8 protein-coding genes are annotated in these 12,438 nt (G+C 59.0%); 6 read left to right on the forward strand and 2 right to left on the reverse strand.

The genetic code is table 11. The annotated features are described in order from the left end of the window. Positions 1-351 precede the first annotated feature (351 nt). From IV454_RS10505 to dsbD, 6 genes are all read left to right on the forward strand, one after another. The gene (locus IV454_RS10505) at positions 352-2,754 is read left to right on the forward strand and encodes a type I restriction-modification system subunit M (protein ID WP_206091403.1); all 2,403 of its coding nucleotides are present in this window, start codon (positions 352-354) and stop codon (positions 2,752-2,754) included. Next, complete coding sequence (locus IV454_RS10510; RefSeq protein WP_206091404.1) at positions 2,751-3,779, forward strand: PDDEXK nuclease domain-containing protein; 1,029 nt, start codon at positions 2,751-2,753, stop codon at positions 3,777-3,779. Before IV454_RS10505 ends, IV454_RS10510 begins: the two co-directional genes overlap by 4 nt. Further along, a complete protein-coding gene (locus tag IV454_RS10515) occupies positions 3,776-5,035 on the forward strand; it encodes a restriction endonuclease subunit S (RefSeq protein WP_206091405.1) in 1,260 nt (419 codons plus the stop codon). The genes IV454_RS10510 and IV454_RS10515 overlap by 4 nt, the downstream gene beginning before the upstream one ends. After that, positions 5,032-8,145: a type I restriction endonuclease subunit R gene (locus IV454_RS10520; protein ID WP_206091406.1), complete on the forward strand. Its 3,114-nt coding sequence runs from the start codon at positions 5,032-5,034 to the stop codon at positions 8,143-8,145. The genes IV454_RS10515 and IV454_RS10520 overlap by 4 nt, the downstream gene beginning before the upstream one ends. 5 nt (positions 8,146-8,150) lie before the next feature. Then, on the forward strand, positions 8,151-8,861 hold the full coding sequence (locus IV454_RS10525) for a M48 family metallopeptidase (protein WP_206091407.1): 711 nt from the start codon (positions 8,151-8,153) through the stop codon (positions 8,859-8,861). A gap of 182 nt (positions 8,862-9,043) precedes the next feature. Then, positions 9,044-10,915 (forward strand): protein-disulfide reductase DsbD, encoded by a 1,872-nt coding sequence (gene dsbD / locus IV454_RS10530; RefSeq protein ID WP_206091408.1) that lies wholly within the window; start codon positions 9,044-9,046, stop codon positions 10,913-10,915. An 18-nt stretch (positions 10,916-10,933) separates the two neighbouring features. Here dsbD and IV454_RS10535 read toward each other — a convergent pair whose 3' ends face one another. Both IV454_RS10535 and IV454_RS10540 read right to left on the reverse strand, forming a co-directional pair. Next, the gene (locus tag IV454_RS10535) at positions 10,934-11,593 is read right to left on the reverse strand and encodes a hypothetical protein (RefSeq protein ID WP_206091409.1); all 660 of its coding nucleotides are present in this window, start codon (positions 11,591-11,593) and stop codon (positions 10,934-10,936) included. Between the two features lie 242 nt (positions 11,594-11,835). Continuing rightward, the gene (locus tag IV454_RS10540) at positions 11,836-12,309 is read right to left on the reverse strand and encodes a Spy/CpxP family protein refolding chaperone (RefSeq protein WP_206091410.1); all 474 of its coding nucleotides are present in this window, start codon (positions 12,307-12,309) and stop codon (positions 11,836-11,838) included. Positions 12,310-12,438 lie beyond the last annotated feature (129 nt).

A 12,438-nucleotide genomic window follows, 5' to 3' on the forward strand; every position in this document is an offset into this window, starting at 1 on the left:
ATCCGCCATCGTTCGCGGGCTTGTACCGCAGCGCCCGACGGGGGGCAGTCGTGCCGAGCTGCACCCCGAATTTTACCGCAACATCCTTTAGCGGCGACACCAACAATGATCGCTGAGTATATCCACGGTGGCAAAAATTTCGGCAGAGGCGCCACGTGCGCCTGCGCTGATGCCGATTGATCGCGCGCCCTCCGATCGCGGCTGTTGTCGCCGCTTCGCCATTGACGCTTTGCTCATTGCGTCCGGGATGGAAAGCATGTGACCTGTTCTTCAGATGCCTTGGTCATGTGTCATCCATACGGTAAAGTAAGCACTTTCCTCTCTGTGGCATGATCCACATCTAAGCAGCTTATGGCAATCAAGAAATCTGAACTCTATTCCTCCCTTTGGCAGTCCTGCGACGAGTTGCGCGGTGGCATGGACGCCAGTCAGTACAAGGATTACGTTCTCGTCCTGTTGTTCGTCAAGTATGTTTCTGACAAATATGCTGGCCTGCCGTACGCGCCCATCGTGATTCCGCCCGGGGCCAGTTTCAACGACATGGTCGCACTCAAGGGCAGCCCGGACATCGGCGACCAGATCAACAAGAAAATTATCGGCCCGCTGGCGAAGGCCAACAAGCTGTCCGACATGCCGGACTTCAACGACCCGAGCAAATTGGGCAGCGGACAGGAAATTGTCGACCGTCTTACCAACCTGATTTCCATCTTCGAGAACAAGGCGCTCGACTTCAGCAAAAATCGCGCCGAGGGTGATGACATCCTGGGTGACGCCTACGAATACCTGATGCGCCACTTCGCCGCCGAAAGCGGCAAGAGCAAGGGGCAGTTCTACACGCCTGCGGAAGTGAGCCGCATCATGGCGCAGATCATCGGCATTGGTGGTTCGCAAACCAACAACAGCACGACCGTCTACGACCCGACCTGCGGCTCGGGCTCGCTGTTGCTGAAAGTGGGCGACGAAGCCCATGCCAAAGTGACGCTGTACGGTCAGGAGAAGGATGCGGCCACCTCAGGCCTGGCACGCATGAACATGATCTTGCATGACAACCCGACGGCTGAAATCAAACAAGGCAACACGATCGCCAATCCGCTGTTCGCCGGCGAAGACGGCTGGATCAAAACCTTCGACTACGTCGTCGCCAATCCGCCTTTCAGCGACAAGCGCTGGAGCACCGGGATCGACCCGGCCAGCGACCCGCACCAGCGCTTCGAGCATTTCGGCACGCCGCCGGCCAAGCAGGGCGACTACGCCTACCTGCTGCACATCGTCCGTTCGCTCAAGAGCACGGGAAAAGGCGCGTGCATCCTGCCGCATGGCGTGCTGTTTCGCGGCAACGCCGAGGCCGACATCCGCCGCAACCTGATCCACCAAGGCTACATCAAAGGTATTATTGGCCTGCCCGCCAATTTGTTCTACGGTACCGGTATCCCCGCCTGCATCATCCTGATCGACAAGGAAAATGCCCACAGCCGCAAGAGTATTTTCATGATCGACGCCAGTGCTGGCTTCATGAAGGACGGCCCGAAAAACCGCTTGCGCGACTGCGATATTCACCGGATCGTCGATGTGTTCAACCGGCGCGACGAAAGCGACCCGAAATTCGCGCGCATGGTCGGCATCGAGGAGATCGAGAAAAACGACTTCAATCTCAACATTCCGCGCTACATCGACAGTCAGCAGCTCGAGGATATCCAGGACATCGAAGGCCACCTGAAAGGCGGCATTCCAGGCGCCGATGTGGATGCCTTGCAGGCGTACTGGACAGTTTGCCCGCAACTGCGAAAAGCACTGTTCTCTGCAAACCGCCCGGGCTACCTCGATCTGGCGGTCGCCAAGAAAGACATCAAGCCCGGCATCTATGGGCACCCGGAATTCGTCACCTTCATCGACAGCATGAATGCCCTGTTCGCCGACTGGCAACAGCGCAGCACCGGGACGCTCAAGGACTTGCAAGCCGGCTGCCACCCCAAACTCATCATCAACGAGCTTGCCGAAGACTTGCTCGCCCACTACGCGGACAAGCCGCTGATCGACCAATACGCGGTCTATCAACACTTGATGGATTACTGGGCCACGACAATGCAGGATGATTGCTATCTGATTGCTGCGGACGGCTGGAAGGCCGATACCTACCGCGTCGTCGAAAAGAACAAGAAAGGCAAGGACGTCGACAAGGGCTGGGCCTGCGATCTCGTCCCCAAGCAACTCATTGTCGACCGTTACTTCGCCAGTCAGCAAGCCGCCATCGGCGAGCTGGAAGCGGCGTTGGATAGCCTTGCCGCCCAAATGGCCGAAATGGAAGAGGAACACGGTGGCGACGAGGGCGCGTTCGCCGAACTCGACAAGGTGAACAAGGCCAGCGTTACCGCCCGCTTGAAAGAAATCAAGGGTGACAAGGAAGCGAAGGAAGAAGCCGCAGCCCTTGACGCCTGGCTTAAACTCTGCACGAGCGAAGCCGACCTCCGGAAGAAGTTGAAAGACGCCGAGGCCGAGCTCGACGCGCTGGCCTATGCCAGGTATCCGACGCTCGGGGAAGCCGACATCAAGACGCTGGCGGTCGAGGATAAATGGATGGCAACGATTTCCGCGGCCATTCATGGCGAAATGGACCGCATCAGCCAGACGTTGACCAAACGGGTCAAGGAGCTGGCCGAGCGCTACGAGACGCCACTGCCGAAACTGGTCGACAAGGTTGCTGACCTGAGTGACAAGGTGGCGGCGCACCTGAAGAAAATGGGGTTCCAGCCATGAGCAATGATCTTCACATACTCAGCGCCTCGCCTGACTATCGGGTGCTGCTGGAGCAGATTTCCGGCACGTACACCCAGGGCCGCGTTCGTGCAATGCAGGCCGTCAACGACCAGCTCATTGAGACTTACTGGCAGGTCGGACGGCATATCGTCGAATTCGAGCAGGGCGGAAAAATCCGCGCAGATTATGGTACGGCTTTGCTTGCCAGTCTGGCGAAGGATTTAAGCCTGCGTCACGGCAAGGGCTTTAGCCGCAGCAATCTGATTCGCATCCGCCAGTTTTATCAAGCCTACCCAAATAGTGCGACGCTGTCGCACCAATTGAGCTGGTCGCATATCGTCGAATTGCTGAAAATCGACGATCCGCTGGAACGCGGGTTTTACGAGCAGCAAGCTGGCCGCGAGCGCTGGTCGGTGCGGGAACTGATACGACAAAAGGAAAGCGCCTTGTTCTTGCGACTGGCGGCCAGCAAGGACAAGGCTGGCATCCTGCAACTCGCCGCGCAAGGGCAGATCGTCGAACAAGCCGCCGACCTGCTGCGCGAACCGTATGTGTTCGAGTTCCTGAAAATCCCCGAGCCGTACCAGCTCTCGGAAGCCCAGCTCGAAACGGTGCTCTGCGATCACCTCCAGCCCTTCCTGCTGGAACTGGGCAAGGGCTTCACTTTCGTCGGCCGGCAATACCGGGTCACGATCAACAATACGCACTACAAGGTCGATCTGGTCTTTTACCACCGCATTTTGCGCTGCTTCGTGCTGATCGATCTCAAGATCAACGACGTTCAGCATCACGACATCGGCCAGATGAATATGTATCTGGGCTATTTCGCCAACGAGGAAAACGTCGAGGGCGATAACCCACCGATTGGTATTATCCTCAGCCGCAACAAGGATGAGTTGCTGGTTGAGTATGCGACCTACCAGATGAACAGTCAGCTTTTTGTGCAGAAATACCAGCTTTACTTGCCTGACCGCGAGGCGTTGCGCCGGGAGCTGGAACTAAGTTTGCGCGAGGCTGAACAATGAGCGCGACTCCAGTGGGGTACAAGCAGACTGAGGTAGGGGTGATTCCAGACGATTGGGAGACCGGCACCATGCTTGGAATTTCTCGTCAGATCATGGACTTCAGGGGACGGACTCCAAAGAAGTTGGGGATGAATTGGGGGGGCGACATCCCGGCTCTTTCAGCAGGGAATGTAAGGATGGGGTTTATTGATTTCGATCAGGAATGCTATTTCGGCTCGGATGTCCTTTATAGTCTATGGATGACGCGGGGCGATTTGGCGAAAGGCGACGTTCTTTTTACCACAGAAGCTCCACTCGGAAATGTTGCTCTTGTTCCCGACGACCGAAAGTACATCCTGAGTCAGCGGACGGTCCTGATTCAGGTTGTCAAGCAGCGAACATCAAGTGAATTTCTTTTTCAAATGATGCGATCAGATGCGTTCCAACGAATGCTAACAGATTACTCCAGCGGATCGACAGCTAAGGGAATACAGCGTAAGAAATTTGAGCAGCTTTGTGTGGCTCTGCCTCCACTTGATGAACAAGAAGCTATCGCCGAGGCGTTGAGCGATGCGGATGCTCTCATCGAATCGCTGGAGCAACTCGTCACCAAAAAGCGCTACCTCAAGCAAGGCGTCATGCAGGATTTGCTCACGGGGAAAAAGCGCTTGCCTGGATTCAGTGGAAAATGGGAGGTCATGGGATTGGACACCGTGGCCGAAATACGTAGCGGGGGTACCCCAAGTACCAATCAACCCGAATATTGGGACGGGGATATTCTATGGTGTACGCCAACCGATATCACAGGTCTCAAAGGAGGAAAATACTTGGCGCAGACATCGAGGACGATTAGTGGTCAAGGCTTGAGGTGTAGTTCTGCGGAAATAATTCCGCCGAATTCTGTTGTGATGACATCAAGAGCGACAATCGGTGAATGTGCGATCAACGTGGTGCCGGTAGCAACAAATCAGGGATTCAAGAACTTCGTTCCTTTTGAGACCACTGACGGCGAGTTTTTGTACTATTTTTTGCAAACAAGAAAGCAGGAGTTCATTAGTCTATGCGGAGGGAGTACTTTTTTGGAAATTGGAAAGACCCAATTGGCCGCCTTTGAAATAACAGTGCCTAAGGATAAACTCGAACAAACCGCCATCGCCGCCATTCTCTCCGACATGGATGCCGAAATTGCCGATTTGGAGGCCCATCTCACCAAGGCCCGAGCCATCAAGCAAGGCATGATGAACCAACTCCTCACTGGAAAGATTCGACTGATATGACCACTGGCCAGCCCGAACGCGCCACGCAAAACCGTGTTGCAGCCCTGTTCCGCGACGAACTGGGCTATCAGCCCCTCGGTGATTGGACCCATCGCCCGAACAACAGCAACGTCGAAGTCGCGCTGCTCTCAGCCTATCTGACCAGGCGTGGCTACAGCGCGGCGCAAATCGGGCGCGTCGTCGATCGTTTGCGCGTCGAGGCTGGCAATCCCAACCGCAGTCTCTACGACAACAACAAGGACGTGTACAGCCTGCTCCGTTACGGCGTCCAAGTGCAAGAAACCGTGGGCGAACATGCCGAGACAGTCTGTCTGATCGATTGGAACGAACCGCTGCTGAACGATTTCGCCATCGCCGAGGAGGTCACGCTGCACGGCAACCATGAGCGCCGCCCCGATATCGTCATCTATGTCAACGGTATTGCCGTCGGCGTGCTGGAACTTAAAAACAGCCGCGCCGATATCGGCATCGGGATCCGCCAAAACCTCTCCAACCAGCAGGCGGCATTCAATGAGTGGTTCTTCAGCACGATCCAGTTTGTTTTCGCCGGCAACGATTCCCAAGGCCTCAAATACGGCACGATCAAGACCGAGGAAAAGTACTTCCTGACCTGGAAGGAAGACGAGGCGGATAACAGCCGCTTCAAGCTCGACAAATACCTGCTGAAGATGTGCGACAAGTCGCGCCTGATCGAGTTGATGCACGACTTCGTGCTGTTCGATGGCGGCGTCAAGAAACTGCCGCGCGTGCACCAGTATGCCGGCATCAAGGCGGCCCAGGCCCATGTGCATCGCCGCGTGGGCGGCATCATCTGGCACACCCAGGGGAGCGGCAAGAGCATCGTCATGGTCTTGCTGGCCAAATGGATCCTGGAAAATAAACCCAAGGCCCGCGTCGTGATCGTCACCGACCGCGATGAGCTGGACAAGCAGATCGAGGGCGTGTTCATTGCCGCCGGCTATCCGATGACCCGCGCTAACAGCGGGCGCGACCTGATGACCCGGCTCGGCCAGGCCGCGCCACGTTTGTTGTGCTCGCTGGTACACAAATTCGGCAAGAAGGGCGTCGACAATTTTGAGCAGTTCATCAAGGATCTGGAAGCGCAACCCTGCCCGACAGTCGGGGACATTTTTGTCTTCGTCGACGAATGCCACCGCACCCAGAGTGGCAAGTTGCACCGCACAATGAAGGCGTTGATGCCGAACGCGGTGTTCATTGGGTTTACCGGCACGCCACTGCTCAAGCAGGACAAGCAAACCAGTCTGGAAGTGTTCGGCGGCTACATCCACACCTATAAATTCAGCGAGGCGGTCGAGGATGAAGTCGTGCTTGATCTGATCTACGAGGCGCGCGACATCGACCAGCGGCTTGGTTCGGAAAAAAAGATCGACGCATGGTTCGACGCCACAACCAAAGGCTTGAACGACTGGCAAAAGGCGGCACTGCGCGAGCAGTGGGGAACGATGCAAAATGTGCTCAGTTCCAAGTCGCGCATGCATCGGGTGGTGGCCGACATCGTTTTCGATTTCAGCGACAGGCCGCGCCTGTCCGACCAGCGCGGCAACGCCATTCTGGTGGCTTCCAGTATCTACGAAGCGTGCAAGTATTTCGAGCTGTTCCAAGGTACGCCCTTCAAAGGCAAATGCGCGGTGGTTACCTCCTATAACCCCCACGCGCAGGACATCGCGCTGGAAGACACCGGCGCCAATACGGAAACGGCCAAGCAGTTCATCTACAACACCTACACTGCATTGCTGCACAACGTGGCGGCGCTGCCCGACAAATCCAGGACCGAAACCTACGAGGATCATGCCAAGAAGCTGTTCAAGGAGCAGCCGGCGAACATGCGCTTGCTGATCGTGGTCGACAAGCTCTTGACCGGCTTCGACGCGCCAAGCTGCACCTACCTCTACATCGACAAGCGAATGCAGGATCACGGCTTGTTCCAGGCCATCTGCCGCACCAACCGGCTCGACGGCGACGACAAGGAATTCGGCTACGTGGTCGATTACAAGGATTTGTTCAAGAAGGTAGAGAACGCCATTGCCGTGTACACCTCGGAACTGGACAACAGCGCCGGCGGTGCCGCGTCCGAAGTACTGCTCCAGGATCGCTTGAGCAAGGGGCGCGAGCGTCTGGACAATGCGCTGGAAACGGTCGCGCTCCTTTGCGAGCCGGTGGCGCCGCCCCAGGGAGAGCTCGAACACATTCGCTATTTCTGTGGCAACACCGAAATCGCAGACGATCTGAAGGCGCACGAGCCGCAGCGTGTCGCACTCTACAAGGCCATGGTGGCGCTGGTGCGCGCTTTCGCCAATATCTCGGACGACCTCGGCAAGGCCGGTTATACCGATGCCGATATCGAACGCATCAAACAGGCGATTGAGCGCTACCTGAAGCTGCGCGAGACGATCCGCAACGCCGCCAATGAAAAGCTGGACGTGAAGCCCTTCGAGGCTGACATGCGCCACCTGATCGACACGTATATCGAAGCGGGCGAACCAAGAAAAATTTCGCCGTTCGACGACATGCCGCTGCTGGAATTGATTGTCAAAACCGGCATTGCCAAGGCCATTGACAGTCTGCCGGCGGGACTCAAGGGTAGCAAGGAGGCGGTTGCCGAAACCATCGAGAACAACGTGCGCAGCAAGATCATCAAGGAACACTTGAACGACCCGGCCTATTACGCCAGCATGTCGGCGCTGCTCGACGAAATCATCGCGGCGCGCAAGGCCACGGCGCTTGAGTACGAGGATTACCTGATCAAGGTCGCGGATCTGGCGAAGCGGGTCGAGGCGGGCCAGGCCGATGACACCCCGACGCAGTTGAATACGCCGGGACGACGTGCGCTATACAATTTGTTGCGGCAAGGTAGTGCTGACGCAGAGCATGTGGCGCAATCAGGGGCGGGGGATCCGGGAGGCGAAAGCGATGCCATGGTGGCGCTTGCACTCAGGATCGATGCGGCCATCAAACACGCGCGGCCCGATGGCTGGCGCGGCGTGCAGGCGAAAGAAAACGCGATCAAGGCAGCCTTGTACGGGATCTTGCAGGACGTGGATGAAGTCGAACGCATTTTCCCAATCATCCGGCAGCAAAAGGAATATTAACTTTGATGCAATTTAAGCTGGGCGATATCGCCGTCGACGTCGTGCAGAAGGATATCAAGAACCTTCACTTGAGCGTCCATCCCCCCGCCGGCAAGGTGCGTATTTCCGCGCCCTTGCGCATGGACATCGACACCATCCGGGTATTCGCCATCACCAAGCTGGCCTGGATCAAGAGCCAGCAGAAGAAATTGCGCGAGCAGCAGCGCGAAACCCCACGGGAATATCTCGACCGCGAGAGCCACTACGTTTGGGGCAAGCGTTACCTGCTCAAGCTGGTCGAGAAAGAGGCTGCTCCGACCGTCGAGCTCAAACACAACAAGATGATTCTCCAGCTGCGGCCCGGGGCCAGCCACGAGAAGCGGCAAGAGGTACTCGATGCCTGGTATCGTGAGCAGCTGAAAGAAGTCATCCCGTCCCTGATTGCCAAGTGGGAGAACGTTGTGGGTGCGAAGGCCGGAAAGTTCTTCGTGCAGAAGATGAAAACAAAATGGGGCAGTTGCAGCCCCGGCCCCAAAAATATCCGTATCAACACGGATCTGGCAAAGAAACCGTTACAGTGTCTCGAATATATCGTCGCCCATGAACTGATCCACCTGGTGGAGCGGCATCACAATGAGCGTTTCATCGCGCTCATGGATACACACATGCCGCAGTGGCCTCAATATAGAGAGATGTTGAATAGTCTGCCATTGGCGCATCAGGAATGGGAGTATTGACGAACATCGTCGCGTCTGACATGCGTGGCCGCTGCCGGCGTCCAGTATTAGTAAGCTTCTTGCAAAACCGAATCGCTTGCTTCGATCACTCACCTTGCATGATGGCCGCTGGCCGTGACCCGCCGCAGACGAGACCTCTTCCCCCGGTGTACTATTCTGCTTCGCGTCCCGCTAAGGAAGTCATGTTTGCCTTTTCGTTGAAAGCGCCGGCTCACGCCCTCGCGCTGCTCCTGCTTGCCCTCTCGTTCCTGTTCGCCAGCCCTGCGCGCGCGGAAGACGACTACCTGGCCCCCGAGGTAGCCTTCAAGTTCTCGGCCCGCATGGTCGACCCGCACACCGTCGCCGTCACCTACGACATCGCCGACGGCTACTATATGTACCGCGAGCGTTTCAAATTTACCGCAGCTAACGCCACCCTCGGCGCCCCGGCCATTCCCCCTGGCAAGGTCAAGTTCGACGAAACCTTCCAGAAGGAGGTCGAAACCTACCGCAAGACCGTTACCATCACGATTCCCGTCGAGGTATCCGGCATGTTCACCTTGACGGTTACCTCCCAGGGCTGTGCCGATGCCGGCCTGTGCTACGCGCCTCAGGAGGCCGTGGCCCGCCTGGTCGGCGCGGCCGCCTCGTCCCCGGCACCGGCCATGTCCAGGCCGCCGGTGTCCATCCCGGCGGCATCGATCCCGGTCGCCAAACCGACGCAGGATGCCGGCACCGCAGCCCTCACGTCCGAACCGCCCGCGCCGGCCGCGCCAGCCCCAGCCGTGGTCCAGCCCCCGGCCGCAGCGCCCGCCACCAGCACCGGCGACGGCGCCGCGCTGCTCGGCGGCGGCAAGCTCTGGCTGATCATCCCCACCTTCATCGCCCTCGGCCTCGGCCTGTCCTTCACCCCCTGCGTGCTGCCCATGGTCCCGATCCTGGCATCGATCATCGTGGGCGAGGGCGCCGGCACCACGCGCGCGCGCGGCTTCATCCTGGCGCTGGCCTATTCGCTCGGCATGGCACTGGTCTACACCGCCCTCGGCGTGGCCGCCGGCCTGATGGGCGAGGGTCTCGCCGCCGAACTGCAAAAGCCGTGGATCCTGATCGGCGTGGGCATCATGATCGTGGCCCTGTCGCTGTCCATGTTCGGCGTGTACGAGCTGCAAGTGCCATCTTTCCTGCAACACCGCCTGGTCGACGCGTCCGGACGCCAGTCGGCCGGCAAGCTGCTTGGCGTCTTCGTCATGGGCGCCCTGTCCGCGCTGATCGTCGGTCCCTGCGTGGCCGCGCCGCTGGCGGGCGCGCTGACCTTCATCTTCCAGTCGCGCGATGGCGTCGTCGGCGGGGTCGCGCTGTTTTCGCTGGCGATGGGCATGAGCATCCCATTGCTGCTGGTCGGCCTGTCGGCCGGTTCCCTGCTGCCGCGCACCGGCGCCTGGATGAACCACGTGAAACGCTTTTTCGGCGTGACCATGCTGGGCATGGCCCTGTGGCTGACCTCGCCCGTGCTGCCGCCGCTGCTGCAAATGCTGCTGTGGAGCGTGCTGTTACTCGGCTACGGCGTCTACATGCTGCGCCACGTCCGCCACTGGGTTGGACTGGCGCTCGGTGTCGTGTGTGCCATCCTGGGCGCGGTCGAGCTGCTTGGCATGGCCACCGGCGGGCGCGATCCGCTCGCGCCGCTGGCCCACCTGGGCGTGGGCGGCGCGCAGCATGGCCTGGCCTTCACCCGCATCAAAACCGTGGCCCAGCTCGACGCCGCCCTCGCGCACAACGCCGGCAAGACCGCGATGCTCGATTTTTATGCCGACTGGTGCGTGTCCTGCAAGGAAATGGAAAAGCTGACCTTTGTCGATGCCCGGGTCAAGCAGCGACTGGCCGGCACCTTATTGCTGCAGGTCGACGTGAGCGCCAACGATGCCGACGACAAGGCCATGCTCAAGCGCTTCGGCCTGTTCGGGCCACCGGGGATCATCTTGTTCGATCAGCGCGGCCAGGAAATTGCCGGCAGCCGCGTGATCGGCTATCAGAATGCGGACAAGTTCACGACGTCGCTCAAGAAGCTGGACTAAGCCCGCAGGGGCGCGGAGTTAATTGTCCGGAAGGATGAAGTCTTCGCGCTCGGGCTTGCCGCCCAGGAGTTCGTCGAGGCGGCCGCGCAGGCTGCGCGCCATTTCGCTGCCCTTGGCCTTGAGCACCGCTTCTAGGTACTGCAGGCGCAGCGCGCGGAAGTCGTCGACGTTATTGCACTTTTCAACCTTGAGCTGCAACATGATGCCGCGCAGCCCGATCGTGCTCTTGATGGTCTGGTTGTAGAAGTCGTACAAGTGGCGAAAGCGGGTGGCGTCGTCGAGCTGGCTCTCGGCCAGCGCCTGCGCGGATGGCGCTTCGGCACTGGCGACCACGGGCAAGGGAGGCGCCGCGTCGTCGGGCACGTCGTCATGGTGAGCGCCTTCGGCCCCGGCCGCGCGCCGCGCCACCTGACGCGCCCGCGCCGACGCCGGCAACTTGGGCGCGGCCGGCGCCACCGGCTCTTCACCGCTGGCGAGGAAAATATAGCCTTCTTGCAGCAATTCCTTGACGCTGTCCTCGGTCACGCCCACGCCCGCAAACTTGCGCAGCAAATCGTCGTGCGAATGACGCCCATCGATCATCACCAGAATCGTACGCAGGCGCGACGACAGTTGATGTTTGCGTGTGGAAATTTCCTCTCGACCCTTTTCGGTCTTGTCGTACACCATTGTGCTCATGTTGCCCCCGGATTGTGGTTGTGCCGCAGCCGGAAACTGTATGGGATTGCCGCGCGGATAGATTTTCTCGAGGATACACCACGTTACACTTTGCAGGAATGCCCGCACACACTTATTTGGTGCGGCGCGCAATAAATGAGGTGTAAGTACAACGTCGCAGAAAGTGTCAACTCGCCGCAGCGGGGTGGCGGAGAGGGCGCCGGCCCTGGCGCACAGGCCAATGGGCCGGGATGAAACGCCGTTCAGCCCTGGCGTTGGTGTTTGCCGTGATGGCCGCCGCGCATGCTGTGCTCGTCAAGGACTTTCTTTTGTTCCGGCGTTAGTGTCGCATAGAAAGTGTTAAGCGCGGCCAGCCGGGTTTCCATGGTGGCCACATGCTGCTTGGCCATCTCGATTTGCTTTTCCATGCGCTCGGGAGCCGTCAGGCTGGCCCACTGGCCGCGCTCGCCACGTGCGGGACCTTCGCCCGGTTTGCTGGCGGCGCTGAATGCGGCCCAGGCCGGTTCCTGCGCTGCGGTCAGCTTGAGCTGGTCGTGCAGGCGCGCTTGGCGCGTGGCCATGTGCCCGGCCCAGTCGCCATGGTGGCCGCGCTGGCGTTCCACCTTGGCCGCTTTCGGGTTGCTCTCCTCGGCGTGCACGGCGACGGCGGCGCCGCCCATGCCCAGCACGGCAAAACTGATCACGAGGCTGTTGCGGACGGTATTGAGTACGTTCATGGCGTTTCCTTTTTGGGTGAAGGTGCGGGGTGCAACTGCATCATGTTCCTTGCATGTTTCCATCGGGTGTCGGCTACCAAAGAGTTTGTATCAATATGTATCGGCACCATGGCAATATACATGACGATA

The sequence above is a fragment of the Massilia antarctica genome (genome assembly GCF_015689335.1).
GTDB lineage: Bacteria > Pseudomonadota > Gammaproteobacteria > Burkholderiales > Burkholderiaceae_D > Telluria_A > Telluria_A antarctica.